19 protein-coding genes, 2 tRNA genes and 1 rRNA gene are annotated in these 21,483 nt (G+C 39.1%); 9 read left to right on the forward strand and 13 right to left on the reverse strand.

Going from position 1 to position 21,483, the window contains the following annotated elements:
* Positions 1–46: 46 nt before the first annotated feature.
* The 4 genes from def (at position 47) to ACJG85_RS06600 (ending at position 3,716) form a co-directional block, all read left to right on the forward strand.
* Positions 47–634, forward strand: coding sequence for a peptide deformylase (gene def / locus ACJG85_RS06585; protein ID WP_412463620.1), 588 nt, complete (start codon positions 47–49; stop codon positions 632–634).
* A gap of 113 nt (positions 635–747) precedes the next feature.
* The gene (locus tag ACJG85_RS06590) at positions 748–1,239 is read left to right on the forward strand and encodes a DUF5606 family protein (protein ID WP_412475960.1); all 492 of its coding nucleotides are present in this window, start codon (positions 748–750) and stop codon (positions 1,237–1,239) included.
* Positions 1,240–1,396: 157 nt separating this feature from the next.
* Positions 1,397–2,170: a nucleoside triphosphate pyrophosphohydrolase gene (gene mazG / locus ACJG85_RS06595; RefSeq protein ID WP_412463622.1), complete on the forward strand. Its 774-nt coding sequence runs from the start codon at positions 1,397–1,399 to the stop codon at positions 2,168–2,170.
* Between the two features lie 100 nt (positions 2,171–2,270).
* Complete coding sequence (locus tag ACJG85_RS06600) at positions 2,271–3,716, forward strand: APC family permease (RefSeq protein WP_412475961.1); 1,446 nt, start codon at positions 2,271–2,273, stop codon at positions 3,714–3,716.
* A gap of 34 nt (positions 3,717–3,750) precedes the next feature.
* Here ACJG85_RS06600 and ACJG85_RS06605 read toward each other — a convergent pair whose 3' ends face one another.
* From ACJG85_RS06605 to rluF, 6 genes are read right to left on the reverse strand one after another with little or no spacing between them, the layout of a single operon-like run.
* Positions 3,751–4,980 (reverse strand): peptidylprolyl isomerase, encoded by a 1,230-nt coding sequence (locus ACJG85_RS06605; RefSeq protein WP_412475962.1) that lies wholly within the window; start codon positions 4,978–4,980, stop codon positions 3,751–3,753.
* 12 nt (positions 4,981–4,992) lie between these two features.
* Positions 4,993–6,099 carry a peptidylprolyl isomerase gene (locus ACJG85_RS06610; RefSeq protein ID WP_409677272.1) on the reverse strand — a complete coding sequence of 369 codons (1,107 nt, stop codon included), beginning with the start codon at positions 6,097–6,099 and terminating at the stop codon, positions 4,993–4,995.
* Positions 6,100–6,107: 8 nt separating this feature from the next.
* Complete coding sequence (gldI, locus tag ACJG85_RS06615) at positions 6,108–6,674, reverse strand: gliding motility-associated peptidyl-prolyl isomerase GldI (RefSeq protein WP_412475963.1); 567 nt, start codon at positions 6,672–6,674, stop codon at positions 6,108–6,110.
* 2 nt (positions 6,675–6,676) lie between these two features.
* Positions 6,677–7,681 carry a DHH family phosphoesterase gene (locus ACJG85_RS06620; RefSeq protein WP_409677276.1) on the reverse strand — a complete coding sequence of 335 codons (1,005 nt, stop codon included), beginning with the start codon at positions 7,679–7,681 and terminating at the stop codon, positions 6,677–6,679.
* 36 nt (positions 7,682–7,717) lie between these two features.
* Positions 7,718–8,089 (reverse strand): fluoride efflux transporter CrcB, encoded by a 372-nt coding sequence (gene crcB / locus ACJG85_RS06625; protein WP_412463626.1) that lies wholly within the window; start codon positions 8,087–8,089, stop codon positions 7,718–7,720.
* Complete coding sequence (gene rluF, locus ACJG85_RS06630) at positions 8,090–8,875, reverse strand: 23S rRNA pseudouridine(2604) synthase RluF (RefSeq protein WP_412475964.1); 786 nt, start codon at positions 8,873–8,875, stop codon at positions 8,090–8,092.
* Between the two features lie 115 nt (positions 8,876–8,990).
* Between rluF and ACJG85_RS06635 the strand changes: the two genes are divergently transcribed.
* Both ACJG85_RS06635 and ACJG85_RS06640 read left to right on the forward strand, forming a co-directional pair.
* Positions 8,991–9,863, forward strand: coding sequence for a cyanophycinase (locus tag ACJG85_RS06635; protein ID WP_412475965.1), 873 nt, complete (start codon positions 8,991–8,993; stop codon positions 9,861–9,863).
* An 86-nt stretch (positions 9,864–9,949) separates the two neighbouring features.
* Positions 9,950–10,792 carry an isoaspartyl peptidase/L-asparaginase gene (locus ACJG85_RS06640; protein WP_412475966.1) on the forward strand — a complete coding sequence of 281 codons (843 nt, stop codon included), beginning with the start codon at positions 9,950–9,952 and terminating at the stop codon, positions 10,790–10,792.
* 68 nt (positions 10,793–10,860) lie between these two features.
* Here ACJG85_RS06640 and ACJG85_RS06645 read toward each other — a convergent pair whose 3' ends face one another.
* From ACJG85_RS06645 to thrS, 7 genes are all read right to left on the reverse strand, one after another.
* Entirely contained in the window at positions 10,861–13,470 is a 2,610-nt protein-coding gene (locus ACJG85_RS06645) for a zinc-dependent metalloprotease (protein ID WP_412475967.1), read from the reverse strand.
* 128 nt (positions 13,471–13,598) lie between these two features.
* A complete protein-coding gene (locus ACJG85_RS06650; protein ID WP_409677287.1) occupies positions 13,599–14,006 on the reverse strand; it encodes a response regulator in 408 nt (135 codons plus the stop codon).
* A 1-nt stretch (position 14,007) separates the two neighbouring features.
* Positions 14,008–15,297, reverse strand: a complete 1,290-nt coding sequence (locus ACJG85_RS06655; protein WP_412463630.1) for a PAS domain-containing sensor histidine kinase — start codon at positions 15,295–15,297, stop codon at positions 14,008–14,010.
* A gap of 273 nt (positions 15,298–15,570) precedes the next feature.
* Entirely contained in the window at positions 15,571–15,915 is a 345-nt protein-coding gene (gene rplT, locus ACJG85_RS06660; RefSeq protein ID WP_295334864.1) for a 50S ribosomal protein L20, read from the reverse strand.
* Between the two features lie 129 nt (positions 15,916–16,044).
* Complete coding sequence (rpmI, locus tag ACJG85_RS06665; RefSeq protein ID WP_396195289.1) at positions 16,045–16,242, reverse strand: 50S ribosomal protein L35; 198 nt, start codon at positions 16,240–16,242, stop codon at positions 16,045–16,047.
* A 115-nt stretch (positions 16,243–16,357) separates the two neighbouring features.
* Positions 16,358–16,909, reverse strand: coding sequence for a translation initiation factor IF-3 (gene infC / locus ACJG85_RS06670; protein WP_409677304.1), 552 nt, complete (start codon positions 16,907–16,909; stop codon positions 16,358–16,360).
* A 22-nt stretch (positions 16,910–16,931) separates the two neighbouring features.
* On the reverse strand, positions 16,932–18,878 hold the full coding sequence (thrS, locus tag ACJG85_RS06675) for a threonine--tRNA ligase (RefSeq protein ID WP_412475968.1): 1,947 nt from the start codon (positions 18,876–18,878) through the stop codon (positions 16,932–16,934).
* Positions 18,879–19,515: 637 nt separating this feature from the next.
* On the opposite strand from thrS, the gene ACJG85_RS06680 reads away from it, so the two are divergent.
* The 3 genes from ACJG85_RS06680 (at position 19,516) to ACJG85_RS06690 (ending at position 21,350) form a co-directional block, all read left to right on the forward strand.
* Positions 19,516–21,031 (forward strand): 16S ribosomal RNA (locus tag ACJG85_RS06680).
* An 88-nt stretch (positions 21,032–21,119) separates the two neighbouring features.
* Positions 21,120–21,193: transfer RNA gene (locus tag ACJG85_RS06685), tRNA-Ile, on the forward strand.
* Positions 21,194–21,276: 83 nt separating this feature from the next.
* Positions 21,277–21,350: transfer RNA gene (locus ACJG85_RS06690), tRNA-Ala, on the forward strand.
* Positions 21,351–21,483 lie beyond the last annotated feature (133 nt).

The following is a 21,483-nucleotide window of genomic DNA, read 5'->3' on the forward strand; positions in this document are numbered from 1 at the left end:
ACGGATTTATCAATCTGAATTCTCAATTCCAAAATCAAATATCAAAATGATTATTCCCATTTACGGATACGGTGAGCCGGTTTTAAGACAAGTAGGGGCGGAAATTACTCCGGATTATCCCAACTTAAAAGAAATTATTGCCAATATGTACGACACCATGTACAATGCTTACGGTGTTGGATTGGCTGCGCCTCAAGTAGGTTTAGCCATCAGATTGTTTGTGATTGATACCGAACCTTTCAGCGACAGTGACGATTTGTCTAAAGAAGAACAAGAACAACTAAAAACATTCAAGCGTACCTTTATCAACGCTAAAATGCTTAAGGAAGAAGGGGAAGAATGGGGTTTTAACGAAGGTTGTTTGAGCATCCCCGATGTACGTGAAGATGTATACCGAAATGAGCGTATCACCTTAGAGTACTACGATGAAGATTTCAATAAAAAAACTGAAGTTTTTGATGGTTTAATTGCACGCGTTATCCAACACGAATACGATCACATCGAAGGCATATTGTTTACCGATAAAATTTCGATGCTCAAAAAAACACTCATCAAAAAGAAATTGCAAAACATCATGGAAGGCAAAACCAGACCCGATTACAAGATGAAATTTGCCAATAAAAAAGGAAGATAATTAAAACAACAATTGCAATGACAATAAGCGATAGCAATTTAAAAAATTAACAATTGCCATTGAACTTTGCCATTGAACTTTGATATATTTGTGCCCTAAATTAAATTAAAACAATGAACGTAGAGAAAATTTTAGCTATTGCCGGTAAGCCGGGTTTATACGAATTGAAATTACAAACCCGTTCCGGATTTTTAGCAGAATCCCTATTAGACGGAAAGAAGATTACTGTGGGAATGCGAAGTAATGTTAGCTTACTGTCGGAGATTTCGATGTATACTTACAGCGAAGAAAAACCGTTGGCTGAGATTATGAGATCGATTGCTGTTAAAGAAAATGAAGGACCGGCGCTGTCTCACAAAGAAGACAATGCAAAATTAATAGCTTATTTCAAAGAAATTTTACCGGATTACGATGAAGACCGCGTTTATGCATCCGATATCAAGAAAGTGTTGAACTGGTACAACATCCTTCAAGCCAAAGGTTTGGTTTCTAAAGAAGAACCAAAATTAGCCAATGCAGAAGCCATTAAGGAAGAAGTGGTAAATGAGGTAAAAGAAGAAGCCAAAGTCAAAAAATCACCGAAAAAAACAAAAAAAGAAGAATAGTTAATTACTTCTTCATAAATACAAATCCTATTGTTGCGTCCCAATGATAGGATTTTTTATTTTTACTACCATAATATTAAATGTTAGATATCAAATATTAAATATCGCATTCAAATATTCAAAATCTAATATTTAAAATCTAATATCTAATATCCAAATGAACACACGCCAACAACAACTCGACGCTTTCAACCGATTATTAGACATCATGGATGATTTGCGTGAAAAATGTCCGTGGGATAAAAAGCAAACCCTCGAGAGTTTACGCCATCTAACCATAGAAGAAACCTACGAATTGGGTGATGCGATTTTAGATAACGATTTGCCCGAAATCAAGAAAGAGTTGGGCGATTTGCTTTTGCATATTGTTTTTTATGCCAAAATAGGGAGCGAAACCAACGATTTTGATATAGCCGATGTGGCCAACGGTATTTGTGACAAACTCATCGACAGACATCCGCACATTTATGGCGATGTGGTAGTGGCTAATGAAGAAGAAGTCAAGCAGAACTGGGAAAAACTCAAACTCAAAGAAGGCAAGAAATCGGTGCTTGAAGGCGTGCCGAAAAGTTTGCCTGCTTTGGTTAAAGCCAGCCGCATTCAAGATAAAGTGAAAGGCGTAGGCTTTGATTGGGAAGAACCGCATCAGGTTTGGGACAAAGTGCAGGAAGAGTTAAACGAATTGCAAGTTGAGGTAAACAGTGGTAATCAAGACAAAATAGAAAGTGAGTTTGGTGATGTCTTATTCTCCATGATTAATTACGCCCGATTCCTAAAAGTCAACCCGGAAGACGCTTTGGAACGCACCAATAAAAAATTCATCAAACGATTCATGTATCTGGAAAGTAAAGCCGCTGAGTTAGGTAAACCTTTAGCGGATATGACTTTAGCCGAAATGGACGTTTTTTGGGAAGAAGCAAAAAAGTTGTAGAAATCAGCATATAGAAGTTAGATTTTTGACTTATACCTTATTCCTTTCCCCTTTCATCTATTTCACTATATTTGAAAAAACTAACCACTAAACCAACCTTATGTCAGAACAAAAAGAATTAAAACGCTCACTCGGGCTAATAGATGCCACCAGTATAGTTGCCGGTTCCATGATAGGATCCGGTATTTTTGTAGTAACTGTTTACATGGCGCGCGATTTAGGTTCCGCTGCCTGGATTTTAATCACTTGGCTTATTACCGGTTTGTTGACCATGTCGGCTGCCTTAAGTTATGGAGAATTAGCCGGAATGATGCCAACCGCCGGCGGACAGTTTGTTTACATCCAACGCGCTTACGGAAAGTTGGCTTCTTTTCTCTACGGCTGGACCGTTTTTACGGTGATTCAAACCGGGGTAATCGCTGCTGTGGCCGTAACTTTTGCCAATTATACCGCCGTATTCTTTTCGGTATTACAAGAGGAAATCTTTCGAATAGGCGATGGTTTTGTTTTCAAAAACAGTCAGGTTTTAGCGATGGCAAGCGTGGTGTTGCTCACGTATATCAATACCAAAGGCGTAAAAAACGGTAAAGTCATACAGCTGGTTTTTACCTCGGCGAAACTCATCGCACTATTTGCACTCATTGGTTTCGGGTTGTACATAGGTTTCAGCACCGATACGTTTTCGAATAATTTCAACAACACTTGGGAAGCCAGCAAAACGGTTTTGGATGAAACCACCCAAACGGTTACAGTAACCAAACTGACCGGAGTGGCTTTAGTAGGCGCTATTGGTGCCACCATCATCAACTCATTATTTTCCAGTGATGCTTGGAACAATGTAACTTTTATTGCCGGAGAAATTAAAGATCCGAAGAAAAATATTCCGAGAAGTTTGTTTTTAGGAACGTTAATCGTAACTGTAATTTATATTTTAGCGAACATCGCTTACTTAGCCTTATTACCCTTAAACGGATCGCCGGAAGGTTCTGTAGTGGAAAACGGAATTATGTTTGCCGCTCAAGATAGAGTAGGTGCGGCAGCGGCCAATATGATTATGGGCAATATAGGCGTTTTTGTAATGGCAGCTTTGATTATGGTGTCTACTTTTGGCTGTAACAGCGGTTTGGTTTTATCCGGCGGTCGTTTGTTTTATGCGATGGCTAAAGACAATTTGTTTTTCAAAAAAGCAGGCGAATTGAACAAGTTCGATGTTCCGGAAAAAGCACTTTGGTTTCAATGTATTTGGGCTTGTATATTGTGTATCTCCGGAAAGTATGGCGATTTGTTGACCTACGCCACTTTTGCTTCGTTGTTGTTTTACATACTGACTATCTATGGTATTTTTATCCTTAGAAAGAAAGAACCAAATGCCGAAAGACCATACAAAGCTTTCGGTTATCCGGTTATTCCGGCTTTGTATATTGTTTTAACCGCTGCCATTTGCGTATCATTGTTGATTTATGATACAGTCAATACCGGTTTAGGATTGGTGATTGTAGCCTTAGGCATTCCGGTGTATTATTTGTTTATGCATAAAAAGGAATAAAAAAAAGAGTCTCAATTTTGAGACTCTTTTTTTATTATTTCGTTGGAATCGATTCAAATAATTCAATTTCAAAAATGATATTGGCGTTTGGCGGAATCACGTTTCCGGCTCCTCTTTCACCGTAGCCCAATTTCGAAGGAATAAAAATCAAATATTTATCTCCGAAATTCATCAAGTTTAATCCTTCTAAGAATCCGGGAATCAAACCGTCTTTTCTGCCGTATTGGAAAGGGAACGGTTGATAGCCGTTTTGTTTGGCTCTGTTCTCGTCGAATTTACCAAACTCTTTGCTAACGATTTCATAACTGCTGTCGAACAAACTTCCGTCTTCTAAATAACCGGCGTAGTGAATATAAACTGTTGCACCTTCAGTAGGTTTTTTGCCGTTTCCGGTTTGTAAAACTTTGTATTTTAAACCTGAAGCCGTTTCGGTTGCCGATACTTTAGCTTCTGCCAAAGCATTACTTTTGGCTTTCATTACCGGTCCGTAAGTGGCATTGTATTGTTCTTTCTTCTGCTTTTCTAATTCTTCTTGCTTTCTTTTGTTTTCGGCAACAATAGCCGCTTCTTTAGCGTCATCGGCTGCTTTGTTGGCCATATAATCTGCAAAAACTTTCGTAGCGTTGAATTTTTGAGCTTCAGCACCTTTACGAACAATGGTTACTTTTTTAATTACATCATCTTGCTTAATCGCATTAACTACCTCTTGACCTTTAGTTACAAAACCGAAAACGGTATGTTTTCCATCTAACCAAGGTGTGTCTTTGTGGGTTATAAAAAATTGAGAACCGTTGGTTTTAGGACCTGAATTGGCCATGGATAAAACGCCCGCGCGGTTGTGTTTTAAATCGGCTACAATCTCATCTTTAAAAGCATAACCCGGACCACCAGAACCGTTACCGGCAGGATCACCTCCTTGAATCATGAAATCGGCAATAACTCTGTGAAATTTAAGTCCATTATAAAAAGGTTTGCCTTTTAATTTTTCATCGGTTACCGAAGCATTAGTGCCTTCAGCCAATGAAATGAAATTGGCTACTGTGATAGGCGTTTTTTTGTATTCCAACTGAATGACGATTTTTCCTTTATCGGTATCGATTTCAGCAAAAATACCTTCGTTGCTGGTATTTGTAGGAGTAGGAGCAACCGTCTTTTTTACGGCTACCGGAGCTTTTCCTTTAGGTGCTGCGGTTTTTTTAACTTGTGCGAAGCCGTTGGTCAATCCGGCTACAAGCAAACACAGCATGGTGATTTTCATTTTCATGGTTAATGTGGTTTATTTATTTAATAGTTCTACTTCAAAAATCAGATTGGCATTAGGTGGTACAACGTTTCCGGCGCCTTGTTCTCCGTAACCTAAATTACTCGGAATGAAAAATACCGCTTTTTCGCCGAATTTTAATTTGTTTACACCTTCTACAAATCCCGGAATGAGTTTGTTAGAGCCCATTTGGTAGGGCAAACTCGAGTAGCCGTTTTGCATGGCTCTTTGCTCATCAAACATACCAAATTGTTTGGCTACCTCCGGATCGCTGGTGTCAAAAAGTGTACCGTCTTCTAAAAAACCGGAGTAATTCATATAAATCATAGCACCATCTTTAGGTTTATTCCCGTTGGTGGTTTTAAGGATTTTGAATTTAAATCCACTGCCGGTTTTGGTGGCGCTTTCCTTTAGTTTATTGAAATACATCGCTTTTTGTTCTTTTACCGCTTTGTATTTTTGGTCGTATATGCGTTTGTTCTCCGCATCAATTAAAGCTTGTTTTTTTTGATTTTCTACTTCTTCTTTGAAGTAATCATTAAATACCTTTACGGCATCAAACTTTTTCACATCTTCGCCTTTTCGGATGATGGTAACGCTGTTCATCATATCGCCTTGAACAATGGCATTAACAACATCTTGGCCTTCTATTACTTGTCCAAAAACCGAATGTTTGCCATCCAACCAAGGAGTTTCTTCATGGGTAATGAAAAACTGACTGCTGTTGGTATTCGGACCTGAATTCGCCATCGACAATACGCCCGGTTTGTCATGCTTCAAATCGGTGAACTCATCTTTGCATTTATAGCCCGCATCTCCCGAACCGTTACCGATTGGATCACCGGTTTGTATCATAAAATTGGGGATAACACGGTGAAACAACAAGCCGTCGAAAAAGGGTTTGCCTTTTAAATCGGGTGTTACAAAGTTATTTTTACCTTCGGCCAAGGTTACAAAATTGGCCACAGTAATCGGCGCTTTTTTATAATTGAGTTCAACTATTATATTTCCTTTTGAAGTTTCAATTTCGGCGTATAGTCCGTCTTTTAAATTTTTATGCTCGTCTTTACAAGAAGTAAAAGCAATGGAAACGAGCGTCAATAATAAAAGTTTCTTGATCATGAGTGCAATTAATTTTCAGTTTTTAATTTGGTTTCAGGCTTAAAATCGTGCAGAGTTACCGTGCAAATTAGTGGTTGATTGGATCCGATACGTTTGTTATCGCCATGATAGCCATAGGCCATGTGAGATGGAAATAAGAAAGATACTTTTTCGTTTTTGCGCATGAGTTTGATACCGTCGCGTAAGCCCATCATAATGTTTTGTTTGTCTACCACATAGGTTTGCGTTCTCAATTCCACTTCAGAGTACACTACATTACCCTCAAAGTCTTTGATTTCGTAATCAAATGAAGCCACATCTCCTTTTTTAGGGCGAAGCGTGTCTTTTTCATTGCGGATTTCATAATGATACCAATATCCTTTTTTGGAAGCAATGTATTTAATCTTCGGATTGCTTTTGATGATAGAATCGATTTGCGCTTCTTCACCGGCTACGAGCTTTTTGTTGCGTTCTACCGACTCTTTCATAAATGTCCCCGAAGAACGAGACACCGGCATTCGGGCTTGTTGTTGTTTGCAACTGATAAAACTCACCAAAACAAGCAATATAGCGGTTATTTTTGAGGCGTTTTTCATATTTAAATGGTTGTTTTCGAAATTAGTTGTTCAAATTTTTTCACAGTTTCAGCCAAGCTCTCATACGATTTTCCGCCGGCTGCGTTAATGTGTCCGCCACCGTTAAAATGGTCGCGCGCAAACTGATTGACATCAAAATTGCCTTGAGAGCGGAACGATATTTTGATGATGTTTTCGTCTCGGTGTTCTATAAAAATGGCGGTAAAATGGATGCCTTTGATGGTTAAGCCATAATTCACTATGCCTTCGGTATCGCCTTTTTCATAGTGGAATTCATCAAGTTCTTTTTGCGATAACGTGATGTAAGACGTGTTGAATTGCGGTAATACTTTCATGTTTTGCAAAGCGCGGCCCAATAGCTGTAAACGATTATACGAATTGTTATCGAACAACAAATTGTGAATTTCACTGTTGTTGATACCTAAGTCAATCAGTTCCGCTACTATGCGATGCGTATTGCCTGTAGTGGAAGGAAAGCGAAACGAACCTGAATCAGTGGTGATTCCGGTGTAAATACAGGTGGCAATAGTGGTGTCGATTAGTTCTTTTTGGCCTAAAAAATCAATAAAATTGTACACCATTTCACAAGTGGAACCAAAAGCCGTATCCGAATAAGTATAAGCGGCATAACTATCAGGTTTCTGATGATGGTCTATCATAATCATGGGAACAGTCACTTTATTCAATACATGTTCCATTTCGCCTGTTCGATGCAAAGCGTTAAAATCTAAGGTAAAAACCAATTCAGCTTCTTGTATGATTTGGGCGCAATTGGCTTTGTCATTTTCATAGATCTTTACCGTTTCAGCACCGGGTAACCAAGCTAAGAAATTTGGAAAATCATTAGGAGCAATCACCGTAGGTTGGTGGTTCAATTTTAACAAAAAATGATAGAGTGCCAAAGTAGAGCCCATGGCATCGCCATCAGGGCTTCGATGTGGAATGACAGCAATTTTTTTAGGCGTAGCCAATAATTCTTTGATGGCCGAAATGTCTTCTTTTTTCATAGAGGGCGAAGTTACATTTTTTTCAGTAAACGGCGTTTATTTGGTTACAAAAAGTCCGAGCCAAACGGCAAAAAGTCCGATTAAAATACTCAAGCCGATATAGCCGAAAGCCAACAGAGAATTTTGATTTTGAAACAAGTTGTAGTTCTCCCATCCAAAGGTGGAAAATGTAGTATAACCGCCGCAGAAACCGGTTATTAAAAACCATTTCAGGTTGCTATCGGTTAATTGGTTTTTGTCTAAAATTCCCATAAACAATCCAATTAAAAAACAACCGACTACATTGGCCAAAAAAGTAGCCAACGGAAAATGATTGGCCCAAAATTTAGACACCAATACGGTAGTCAAAAAGCGTAGCACACTTCCGATAGCGCCGCCTAAAGCTATGTATAAAATGGTCTTTAGCATTTAGCGTTTGTTGTTGAAATTGTTATTGCTATTGAAATTGGATTTTGGTTTAGGCAAACTCGCTTCTTCGGTCTTACTCGATGGAGCGATGAGTTGGTACAATTGTTTAATCTCGGCATCGGTTAATTCTCGATAACGACCTACGTGAACGTCTAATGAAATATTGATGATTCGGATTCTTTTTAAGGCTGTAACTTCATATCCTAAATATTCGCACATACGGCGAATTTGACGGTTTAAGCCTTGGGTTAATATGATACGGAAAACGTATTTGCTGATTTGTTCAACCTTACATTTTCGGGTTACAGTGTCTAAAATCGGAACGCCGTTGCTCATGCGTTCTATGAACCGGTCGGTAATCGGTCGATTCACCGTAACGATGTATTCTTTTTCGTGATTGTTTCGGGCGCGGAGAATTTTGTTTACGATATCGCCGTCATCTGTCATAAAGATCAAGCCTTCACTGGCTTTGTCTAAACGACCGATAGGAAAAATTCGCTTGGGATAATTGATGTAATCCACAATATTATCGCGTACTTTTCGGTTAGTAGTGCATTCAATCCCAACCGGTTTGTTGAAAGCCAAATAAACGGGTTTTTCCCTTTTTTCCAAAATGAGTTTTCCATCTACTCTAATTTCGTCATCTGCCGAAACTTTAGTGCCCAATTCAGGAACTTTTCCATTGATGGTAATACGACCTTGTTCCAATAATTTGTCGGCTTCACGACGGGAACAATAACCGCTCTCGGACAGGAATTTATTGATACGGGTTTGATTGGTTTCCATAGCACAAATATAACACAATTTGCCAATACCGTTTCTTGATAAGTTCGTTGATAAATTGGCTCTAAAAAACAGAAAAAGGGTTGGTAAGTTTTAAGTTTTTCCTAATTTTACCGACATGAATATACAAGGCAAACTAATCATTATAGGCGGTGCGGTTGACAAAGGTAGTTTTACGGAAACCGATTTGGACAAGAGTGCTCCACAGAATTTGAATTTCTTTGAAGAAGGTATTTTAAAACGCATCATCAAAGAATCTAAAAATAAAGAAGCGTCGAGAATTGAAGTGATTACTACGGCTTCCAAAATCCCGCGTGAAATTGGTCCGGAATACGTGAAAGCCTTCAATTATTTAGGCGCTCACAATGTTGATGTATTACACATTGAAAGAAGAGAACAAGCCTCGGAAGCTGACATTTTAAACCGATTGAAAGCTGCTGATGTGGTCATGTTTACCGGTGGTGATCAGTTGCGATTGACTTCTATTTTGGGGGGAACTCCTTTTGATGATTTGTTAATCAGCAAATACCGAAACGAAGATTTTGTGTACGCCGGAACTTCTGCCGGTGCTGCAGCGGCTTCCAATAATATGATTTACCAAGGCAGCAGTCATGAAGCTTTGCTGAAGGGAGAAGTTAAAATTACGTCCGGTTTAGGCTTGATTGACGACGTGGTAATTGACACCCATTTTGTACAAAGAGGGCGTATCGGTCGTTTGTTTCAAGCTGTTGTCGGCAATCCGAAAGTGTTAGGGATTGGATTGGGAGAAGACACCGGTTTGTTAATTACTAACGGTCGCCAAATGGAAGCTTTGGGTTCCGGTTTGGTGATTTTGGTTGACGGGCGTGAGATTAAAGACACCAATTTAACCCAAGTAGAACTCGGTCAACCCATCTCTATCAATCATTTGGTGACTCATGTGATGAGTAAAAACGACACTTTCGATTTGGATACATTTAAAATGACGATCAAATCTTCACAATACGTTTAAATTTTAAATATCAAATTTTAGATATTAAATATGAATTGAAACTCAAGCATATTTGATATTTGAAATCTAATATCTAATATCTCAAAATGAAAATAATCATCCACGGCGGTTTTTTCTCTGAATCTTCTACCAATCTTGAAACCAAAATCGCCAAGCAACAAGCTTTATTGCGCATTGTAAAAGACTCGTATGCTTATTTGCAAAGCCATTCAGCTTTGGAAACGGTAGTGTATGCGGTTTCGCAATTGGAAGACGATGCTTTGTTCAATGCCGGCATTGGTTCCCAAATTCAAAGTGATGGTAAAATTCGCATGAGTGCTTCATTAATGGATGGTTCGACTCTTAAAATGAGTGGTGTTATTAACATTGAAGAAGTGAAGAATCCGGTACAAGTCGCCCAAGTGTTGTTGGATTATGACGATAAAGTATTGGGCGGAAGCGGTGCTACGAATTTCGCTCGCCAAAACGGATTTGAAAAGTTTTCTACTGAAATTCCACAACGCCGTGTCGAGTATGAAGCCAAAGTAGCTTCCAAAGGATTAGGAACGGTTGGTTGTGTGGCATTGGATGCTAATGGAAAAATTGCCGTAGCTACATCAACCGGAGGAAAAGGATTTGAAATTCCGGGTAGGATTTCTGATTCGGCTACAGTAGCCGGAAATTACGCCAATGAATTTTGCGGGGTTAGTTTAACGGGTGTTGGTGAGGATATCGTTAGCGGTGCTGTTGCGGCGAAAATAGTTACTCGTGTTACCGATGGTTTTACTTTGGAACAAGCTTTTGAAAAAACGTTCAACGAACTCAAGCCTTTTGATGGTTTTGCCGGTGCGATTGCTATCGACAGCAAAGGAAATATATTTCATCAGGATTCACATCCGAGTATGGTTTTTGCCAGCTTTGACGGAGAGAACGAAGAAGTTTTTAATTAGATTTTAAATTATTTGCATAAAAAAATCCCAATCTGATGATTGGGATTTTTGTTTTAGGTGTATTACGCTTATTTGATAGCCAAGGCGTTATCTATTAAGAAACTGAGGTAGTTTCTGTGTGCTCTGGTGCTCTCGTCGGCAGAAGTGGCGGTAGCCAACATCAATTTGATTTTCTTCAAAGTTTGACGAGCGGCAGCTCTCGAAATATCATCATGACGGTTTCTCGGACTGTTTACATCGGCAATTTCAATCACTTCTTTTACAAAGTAAGTCTGTAAGTATTGACGGTGCATGTTGACTTTACCTACTAAATCTGCTTTGAAAATACAGTTCGTTAAATCGGTCATTACTTCGGCTACCGAATAAGTATTGCCATATAAGCTTGTGTTTGAGATTCTTTGTAATGTAGTAGGATGTAAGATGTGACCCAAAGTCGCATCGGTTTGAATAGATTGATAAATCGCATTCAATTTCGGATCTTCAGTAGAGGAGAAAAAGCTGAATCCTCGTCTTTGCATTTGCAAGTAAGGATACAAAGAGGCATCAGCATCGAAAGCATTAGGCGCTAAAACATATTTGTTCAAAACTTCAATAGCTCTTTTTTGTTGTGCTTTAGAAACCGGAGTGAATGGTTTAGCAGTGGTGTTTTGACCCACAAAACTACGGTCGATAAATACACCGCCTACATAACGACTAACCACAGCAGCCATATTTCTTCTTTGTCCGTTAAGCATGTTAAAACGACTTCTTAATTCGGCATAACTCTCACCGTTTTTACTGTATTTGCCTTTTAATTTAGGCATTACGCTGTTTACAATTTTGAAACGTTCTTCAGCATTTCCTATGGCATCGCTACTTAAGTCATTTACCATCACTCTTGGGTCGATGGCTTTACCCGGTGATCTCATATCGTCGGCATCATTACCGAAAGCTAAACTCGGGTCAGTGCTTCTACTTAAGATTTTTTGCAATTCAGCTTCTTCTGTTTTTTCGTCAAATTCTTTGTAGCCAAATTCAATAGCCCATAAATCGTATGGTCCCGGTTTGGTGGTGTAGAAGTTTCCTTGTTTGGTCTTGTCCAATGCCAAGTTGATGGCCGGATAATCCATTACCGAACCAATCAAGCCGATTTTTTCGGTGATGGCAGTGTTGTGTAAGTCGGCCGGACTTAACATTTGACTCGATTTCATATTGTGGTTTAAGCCCAAAGTATGTCCCATTTCGTGTAATACCAAATAGTACAAAAATTCTTTGTGCGCTCTGGAAATGGTTTTAGGATCTTCCGAATTGACTTCGGCAAAAGTGGTTCCCATTAAGAATTGGTTTTTCAATTCATTGGCTAAGGTACAGGTCGTACCGTCTTTATGGAAATGTGTATTTAAGGCTTCGCTTGCACCTTCGTTTTTAAAGGAAAACAATTCGTCCATAGTGGGCGTGCTGCTTCCGGAATACCATTCGATGGTGATATCGGAACCTAAAATTTGTCCGGTTCTCGGATTCGCAAAACTTGGTCCGATAGCGCCATAACTCGGATAAGCAGAAGATACCCAGCGGATAACGTTATAACGTATATCTCCCGCATCCCAGTCGGCATCATCGGGTTGGATTTTCATCACCACTGCGTTTTTGAATCCGGCTTTTTCAAAAGCTTCGTTCCATTTGTTTCCGGCTTCCATAACGGTTTGACGGTATTCCAATGGTGTAGTATTTTCAATCCACCAAACAATTGGTTCTACCGGTTCGCTAATGGCAGCATTGGGATCTTTTTTGGTTAGATACCAACGGTTGATAATGTCTTTGTATGGAGTGGCTTTTACACTTGTTAAATCGGTTACTGTTTGCCCGAAATAACCAATGCGCGGATCATCTCTTCTTGGTTTGAACTGGTTTACAGGCACTTCTAGGAAAGAGTGTTGGATGCGAACGCGAACATAACGAGCGTCAGTTATATCTTCACCACCACCATTCAGAGGTGCCGGATTATCATAAGCCAAGTCTACTGTGATGTCGGTATTGTTCGGATACGATCGAATGCTATGGTATTTTGATTTGGCCGAATTGAAATTTCCTAAGTTGAAAACAGCGCCCGGTGGAATTCCCGGTGGCATGATAGGTTTTACAGGGTCTAATTTTTCACTCAAAAACAAACCATCGGCAGCAATCAAATATCCGGTGCTGTCTTTAGCTACAATTTTTTCGGCTAAGAAAATCGCTTCAGCAATGTCGGTTCCTGCTGTTTTGCTTACAGCATTATTTTTGTCGTAATAGAAGTTGGTATTTACCAAACCAAATTCAATTTTATCATTGGCTTTTTTAATATTGAAAACGTTGGTGGCTCGGTGCATGCTTTGGTTCAATCCCAAGGTTGTTGGGCCATTCATAGAGTAACTTTGGTAAATGAATTCTTTGTCCAGCTGACTTTTCTTGATGTAAAGTTGGATACTTCCGGTTACTGTATCTTGGTAAATGGTAAATAATCCTTCGGTTTTTTTACAGCTTTTAACTTTGTCAGTTATAGAAAGTTTTGGAGCTTTTTTTTCTTTTACGGAATCTGTTTTGGTTGTAGCCAATTCCTTTTTATTTTTCTTTTTGCGATCTGATTTGTCTTGAGCTGTTGACACTCCGGAGCACAACAAAAACGCCATCGAGAAAAATAGTGAGAGTCTGATTTTGTTCATAAGGTTCGTTAAATGTATTGATGAATAGTTAATGTTAAATCCTTAGCAAATTAATACTAATTTGTAGATTTATAGGAAAGTTAAGATTTTTTTAACTAGTGAGAAGTACTGTAATAGGGGCAGCTGGATTACCCGTTTGACATTTTTTTGATAATGGCGATGAATTTTTCTTTGGCTAAAGGTTTCACAATGAAATCGGTAATATCACTGTAATCTTTAGATTTTTGATGATCATAAGTAGATACAGAGGAAGTGATAACATATAAATTGATTTTTTTACACAATTTAGGTTTTAAACGGATGTATTCGTCCAAAAATCCCCATCCATCCAACAGAGGCATGTTTAAATCGAGAAAAATAACTTTAGGCAAAAGTGATTCTTCAGTGGCAACCTCCGAAAGGTAATTGATTGCATCTCTACCGTTACTGAATATATTGATTTGTTCGGCAATATCGGATTCTTCAATGATTTTTTTGATGATGTAAGTAAAAATTTCATCATCATCAACTAGCATGATGTTACTGGGTGATTTCATATTATTGGTTGATAAGTTCTACGTGAAAAGTACTTCCTACATTGGGTTCGCTTTCTACCCAAATTTTGCCGCCCAAGGCTGTCACTTGTGATTTAGTAATGAACAGCCCAAATCCTTTAGCCGCCGGGTGATCGTGGAATACTTTTCTGATTTTGAATAAATTTTCACTGTGTTTATTGAGGTCTAATCCCAAACCATTGTCAGAAATACTAATGATGACACTGTCATTTTTTATTTTTGAATTGATTTTGATAATTGGTCTTCTTTCAGGAGAAGAATATTTCAAGGAGTTGCTGATTAAATTTTGCAAGATGCTTCTCATGTAGTTTAGCGGGTAACATACTTTTGGTGCTTTGCTAAAGTCCATTTCAACAGTTGCTTGTGTTTTGTTGATTTCTCCATGTAAACTATCAATGATGCCGGTTGTAAAACTTTCGAGCTCAATTTCTTCATGAGGGATCTCAGTGTCTTGTGTAATTTGTATAGATTCAACGAGTTCATTAAAGGTCTCGTTTAGGTTTTTGGCAGCTTTGTCTAACTTCTCCAAAAAAATAATGTTTTCATCGTTGATAGAATTTTCGGCTACCATTTCAACAAGCATTGAAATATTAACCAGCGGTGCTCTTAAATTATGAGAGATGATATTGCAAAAATCTTCCAGCTGTTTTTTTTGATGGGTCAGTGCAACAACATTCTTTCCGATGGTTTTATTTGCTTCTTCTAAATGTTGTGTTCTAAGGATGACTTTTTCATCAAGTTGGGCATTAATTTTCTCTAATTCTTTAGACCGCTTGATGATTTCAATTTTCATGCGTTCTATTTGATTTTCCAGTTTACTGTTTTCTTGTAATGCTTTTTCTGATTCTTCGGTTAAAAGAACAAAATCGGTTACTTCTTCAACACGATGTATGATGTAGTCTACTTCACCATTTTCATCTAAAATAGGTTTGTTAATTGGACTCCAATAACGCTCTTCAAATATACCCTCTGGATTTTTAACGTCGTATCGGACTACAGCCATAGTGTGTGATGTTTTATGGTTGAGTACATAATTCAAAGAGTATTTTAAATTAGATTGTCCGTCAGAAGTTTTGTCATGGGGATTTTCGGGGAAAACCACAAACAAATTTTTTCCTATCATATCCAGTCGATCTATTCCCGCTGCTTTGGTTAATTTTTCACTGACATCTAATATAGTTAAGTCAGTTGATAGTATAATGTACAAACCCGGTAATTCAACAAACAACTTCTGATAATCAATAGTGTTTGTTTTAATCATATTTCCACTCATAAACATACCTGTTTAATTGAAAGCATTTAAAATATTGTTACTTATTCAAGGATGGAATTCGGGGATTTTCAAAGTTAAACAAATTGTGATATAATTCTACCTCTTGGAAAAAATAATCAACTCATTTTCAATATTTTTTTGTGGCTATATTTGGGTTTGTCTGCTTGGCTTTATTGGTTGAACTTGTTTTTATCCAAAACATAGCAATAAAAAATCCCGGACTAGCCGGGATTTCTATTATAAGTAAGTTAAATCGTGGTTGTACAAACGTTTTTATTTCACTTTATTCACGATAGCTTTGAAAGCTTCCGGGTGATTCATAGCTAAATCAGCCAATACTTTACGGTTCAATTCGATACCGTTTTTCTTAACTAATCCCATGAATTGTGAGTAACTCATTCCTTCCAAACGAGCTCCGGCGTTGATACGCTGAATCCATAAAGCTCGGAAGTTTCTTTTGTTTTGCTTTCTGTCGCGGTAAGCATAAAGCATTGCTTTTTCTACTGCGTTTTTAGCAACTGTCCAAACGTTTTTACGTCTACCAAAGAAACCTTTGGCTTGCTTCATTATCTTTTTTCTTCTTGCTCTTTTAGCAACTGAATTTACTGATCTTGGCATAATTTTTTGTGTTTTTTGTAGCAGGCGTCCCGAATTGAATCAAGGGAACTTAAAGCCGTACTCCAAGGTTATTAAATGATTTTTAACCTAAAGAAAGCTAAAGGCTTACAGCGGTTAACTGTTGGGCTATTAGATAATTCTTAATTGTTCTTTAACGCTTTTCATATCTGTTGGGTGAACCAAAGCAGAGTGAGTTAACGCTAGTTTACGCTTTTTAGATTTTTTAGTCAAAATGTGACTTTTAAAAGCGTGTTTTCTCTTGATTTTTCCGGAACCAGTTACTTTGAATCGCTTCTTAGCACTGGATTTTGTTTTCATTTTAGGCATTTTTTCCTAGTTTATTTAATTTAACTTACTTACTTTTTTGTAGTAGCTAAGTAGCGGAGCTGCTAAGTAGCTAAGGTTTTTTCTCAGTACCTCAGTGCCTCAGGCACTTAGTAATTTATTTGCTTTTTTTCTTAGGTGCGATGAACATAATCATGCGCTTTCCTTCTAATACCGGTAAGGCTTCCACTTTACCGAACTCTTCCAAATCTTGTGCTAAACGCAACAATAAAATTTGTCCTTGTTCTTTATAAATGATAGAACGACCTTTAAAGAATACAAAAGCTTTTAATTTTGAACCTTCTTTTAAGAACTTTTCAGCATTTTTTCTCTTAAACTCATAATCATGCTCGTCAGTCTGAGGTCCGAAACGAATCTCTTTAACGGTAATTTGAGTTGATTTTGCTTTTAATTCTTTTTCACGTTTCTTTTGCTGATAAATGAATTTACCGTAATCCATCAGTTTGCAAACCGGTGGTTCGGCATTCGGGGAAATTTCCACCAAATCCACTTCAAATTGTTCCGCTAATCGAAGCGCTTCAGAAGTTTTGTAAACTCCCGGCTCAATATTTTCACCTACTAATCGAACTTCAGGCACTCGAATTAACTCGTTAATACGGTGTGCTGCTTTTTTCTCTTCTCTAGGTTGGTAACCTCTGTTGTTTCTAATTGCTATGGCTCTATAATTTTAGTTAAACTTCAAATGTTTTTAATGTTTTGGCAATCTCTTCCGATACAATCTTGGCAAATTCTTCAATGGTAATCGTGATATTGCCTTTTCCTTCTTGTCCGTGACGACGAACAGAAATGGTTCCGTTTTTCTCTTCTTCTTCTCCTACAATCAACATAAACGGCATTTTTTGAACTTCCGCATCTCTTATTTTTTTACCAATCGTCTCGTTGCGGTTGTCAATTAGGGCGCGAATTTCGTGAATTTCCAGCAATTCTAAAACTTTTTTCGCATAATTTTCATATTTCTCGCTCAAAGACAATATAATAGCTTGTTCAGGCATCAACCATAATGGGAAGTTTCCGGCAGTGTGTTCCAGTAAAATAGCGATAAAACGTTCCATTGAGCCAAACGGTGCTCGGTGAATCATTACCGGACGATGAAGCTTGTCGTCGGCCCCTTTGTAAGTCAGTTCAAAACGCTCCGGCAAATTGTAGTCTACCTGAATGGTTCCTAATTGCCATTGTCTGCCTAAGGCGTCTTTTACCATGAAATCCAATTTCGGGCCGTAAAATGCGGCTTCACCACTTTCAATAATATAGTTCAATCCTTTATCGCGTGCAGCGCTGATGATGGCGTTTTCTGCTTTTTCCCAGTTTTCAACGCTACCTATATATTTGTCCGGATTGTCTAAATCACGAACCGAAACTTGAGCGGTAAAGTTTTCAAATCCTAGAGATCCGAATACATAAAGGACTAAGTCGATTACTTTTTTAAACTCGCTGTCCAATTGATCAGGGGTACAGAAAATATGTGCGTCATCTTGCGTAAATCCGCGAACGCGTGTCAAACCGTGTAACTCACCGCTTTGCTCATAACGATAAACCGTTCCGAATTCAGCATAACGCTTAGGTAAATCTTTGTACGACCAAGGTTTGTTGTTGTATATCTCACAGTGATGTGGACAGTTCATAGGTTTTAACAAGAACTCTTCTCCCTCGGCAGGTGTATGAATCGGTTGGAAACTATCAGCACCATATTTGGCATAGTGACCTGAAGTCACATACAATTCTTTTTGTCCTATATGTGGTGTAACAACTTGCTCATAACCGGCTTTTTTCTGTGCTCTTTTCAAAAATTGCTCTAATCTGTCGCGCAAAGCTGCGCCTTTCGGTAACCACAACGGTAAACCTTGCCCTACTTTTTGTGAAAAGGCAAATAACTCTAATTCTTTACCCAGTTTTCTGTGGTCTCTGCGTTTGGCTTCTTCCAATAATTCAAGGTAATCTGTTAAATCTTTTTGTTTAGGAAACGAAATCCCGTAAACACGAGTCAACTGTTTGTTCTTTTCGTCACCACGCCAGTAAGCGCCGGCAACACTCATGATTTTCATCGCTTTGATGATTCCGGTATTCGGAATGTGCCCGCCGCGACACAAATCAAAGAAATTAGAATGGTCACAAAAAGTAATAGTACCATCCTCTAAATTCGAAATCAACTCAGTTTTATATTCATTGTTTTTGTAAATCTCTAAAGCTTCCGCTTTTGAAACCGGACGCATTTTAAATTCGTGCTTCTCTCTTGAGATTTCCAATACGCGATCTTCAATTTTTTTAAAATCGGCTTCTACTATCTTTTGGTCACCAAAATCTACATCGTAATAAAAACCGTTATCGATGGCTGGACCTAAGGTTAATTTAATCCCCGGATACAGTTCCTCAAGAGCTTGTGCCATAACATGCGAAGTCGAATGCCAGAAAGCTTTTTTGCCTGCTGCGTCATTCCACGTATATAATATAAGTGAACCATCGGTTGTCAACGAGGTGGCTGTTTCAATAGTTGTACCATTAAAAGCAGCCGAAATTACATTTCGCGCTAATCCTTCACTGATGCTCTTAGCAACATCCATCGGAGTAGAGCCGTTGGCAAACTCCTTAATCGAACCGTCTGGTAGTGTAATCTTTATCATTCCTTAAATTTTATGGACTGCAAATATAGTAGTTTAACAAAATACACACAATATATATATAGTATAATGATAAAGTATATTCAGTAGCGAAAGGCTCGGGCTTTATTTGCTGGCTGCATTCCCGCTTTATGGGCTACGCGGTAGCCTCTTCAATCGGGGCTAAACAGTTAACTTTTGTTTTGTATTTGTAAAGATTTGTAAAAAGATAGGTTACAAGAATCATGTTATCAGTGGTTTAAAAAAAAGTCCAAAAAAGGTTGAGTTTTTATTTGGATTGGGAGAAAAAAGATTTCTATATTTGCACCCCGCAAGAGAGGAAAAGCACATTGAAAAACTGAGAAACGAGGAATTAAAAATAAATTCAAAAATATTTTAAAATTTACTTGTTAGTTTAAAAAAGATGCTTACTTTTGCACCCGCTAACTGAAAGTCACCGAACACGGCTTACTTTAAAAAAGTAATGTGAGGTAAACGAAGGAATAGCGAAATAATAAAGAAGACAACGTTCATAGACATATTGAATTGACAGCCGTCTTAAAAGAGATTTTAAGACAGAAAAAAAAGAGAGTAAGTGAATCGAGAGATTTGAAAAAGACTAGCCTTTGTCTATAAAACAGCTCGTAAGAGCGAACAATATACGATGAAGAGTTTGATCCTGGCTCAGGATGAACGCTAGCGGCAGGCTTAACACATGCAAGTCGAGGGGTAGAGGTTGCTTGCAACCTTGAGACCGGCGCACGGGTGCGTAACGCGTATGCAACCTACCTTTTACAGAGGGATAGCCCAGAGAAATTTGGATTAATACCTCATAGTATATATCTTTCGCATGTTAGGTATATTAAAGTTCCAACGGTAAAAGATGGGCATGCGTCCTATTAGCTAGATGGTAAGGTAACGGCTTACCATGGCTACGATAGGTAGGGGTCCTGAGAGGGAGATCCCCCACACTGGTACTGAGACACGGACCAGACTCCTACGGGAGGCAGCAGTGAGGAATATTGGACAATGGGCGCAAGCCTGATCCAGCCATGCCGCGTGCAGGAAGAAGCATCTATGGTGTGTAAACTGCTTTTGTACAGGAAGAAACATCCCGACGTGTCGGGACTTGACGGTACTGTAAGAATAAGGATCGGCTAACTCCGTGCCAGCAGCCGCGGTAATACGGAGGATCCAAGCGTTATCCGGAATCATTGGGTTTAAAGGGTCCGTAGGCGGTTTGGTAAGTCAGTGGTGAAAGCCCGCAGCTCAACTGTGGAACGGCCATTGATACTGCCAGACTTGAATTACAAGGAAGTAACTAGAATATGTAGTGTAGCGGTGAAATGCTTAGATATTACATGGAATACCAATTGCGAAGGCAGGTTACTACTTGTGGATTGACGCTGATGGACGAAAGCGTGGGGAGCGAACAGGATTAGATACCCTGGTAGTCCACGCTGTAAACGATGGATACTAGCTGTTGGGGGCAACTTCAGTGGCTAAGCGAAAGTGATAAGTATCCCACCTGGGGAGTACGTTCGCAAGAATGAAACTCAAAGGAATTGACGGGGGCCCGCACAAGCGGTGGAGCATGTGGTTTAATTCGATGATACGCGAGGAACCTTACCAAGGCTTAAATGTAGATTGACAGGTTTGGAAACAGACTTTTCTTCGGACAATTTACAAGGTGCTGCATGGTTGTCGTCAGCTCGTGCCGTGAGGTGTCAGGTTAAGTCCTATAACGAGCGCAACCCCTGTTGTTAGTTGCCAGCGAGTGATGTCGGGAACTCTAGCAAGACTGCCAGTGTAAACTGTGAGGAAGGTGGGGATGACGTCAAATCATCACGGCCCTTACGCCTTGGGCTACACACGTGCTACAATGGACGGTACAGAGAGCAGCCACTACGTGAGTAGGAGCGAATCTATAAAACCGTTCTCAGTTCGGATCGGAGTCTGCAACTCGACTCCGTGAAGCTGGAATCGCTAGTAATCGGATATCAGCCATGATCCGGTGAATACGTTCCCGGGCCTTGTACACACCGCCCGTCAAGCCATGGAAGCTGGGGGTACCTGAAGTCGGTGACCGTAAGGAGCTGCCTAGGGTAAAACTAGTAACTGGGGCTAAGTCGTAACAAGGTAGCCGTACCGGAAGGTGCGGCTGGAACACCTCCTTTCTAGAGACGATAAGAAGGACTGGAAATAGAAGAGTTTTAAGGCTCATTTACTCTCGCTGTTAATTCGAATACAATAAGCAAAATACAGAGTCTCGTAGCTCAGCTGGTTAGAGTACTACACTGATAATGTAGGGGTCGGCAGTTCGAGTCTGCCCGGGACTACTATTATGCTTAAAAAAGGAAATTCTAGGGGTTGAGAGGTTATGTAACTCATAACTCATAACTAGTAACTCATCACTAAGATTGGGGGATTAGCTCAGCTGGCTAGAGCGCCTGCCTTGCACGCAGGAGGTCATCGGTTCGACTCCGATATTCTCCACAACGGCTATAAGTCCTGCTGATAATTATTGTCAGTGGCGACTCGCCACAAGTTCATTGACATATTGAGATAAAAAATACATTTAAAAAGTAGAAAGAACACGAATTACTTAGTGATAAGTAATTAGTAACAA

It is taken from the genome of Flavobacterium mekongense (assembly GCF_047038255.1).
Lineage (GTDB): Bacteria > Bacteroidota > Bacteroidia > Flavobacteriales > Flavobacteriaceae > Flavobacterium > Flavobacterium mekongense.